Genomic DNA, 267 nt, shown 5'->3' on the forward strand with positions numbered 1-267 from the left:
GGGATTGGCCAGGGCGACCCAGCGCCTGGGGGTGACGCCGTTGGTGACGTTGGTGAACTTCTCGGGCCAGAGGGCGGCGAATTCGGGGAAGAGGTCCTGCTTGACCAGGGCGCTGTGGAGGGCGGCGACGCCGTTGACGTGGTGGGAGCCGACGGTGGCGAGGTGGGCCATGCGGACGGCCTTGTCGCCCGATTCATCGATGATCGAGAGGCGGCGCAGGACGGCGTCGTTGCCGGGGTACTTGAGGCGCACCTGCTGGAGGAAGCG

Annotated in this window: 1 protein-coding gene; it reads right to left on the reverse strand. The window is 68.9% G+C overall.

All coding sequences use genetic code 11. The annotated features are described in order from the left end of the window. Positions 1–267, reverse strand: a 267-nt coding sequence (locus KUG38_RS16795; RefSeq protein ID WP_216923555.1) for a glycogen/starch/alpha-glucan phosphorylase, incomplete at both ends; no start/stop codon positions are given.

The organism is Synechococcus sp. CCAP 1479/9, from assembly GCF_019038535.1.
GTDB lineage: Bacteria > Cyanobacteriota > Cyanobacteriia > PCC-6307 > Cyanobiaceae > Cyanobium.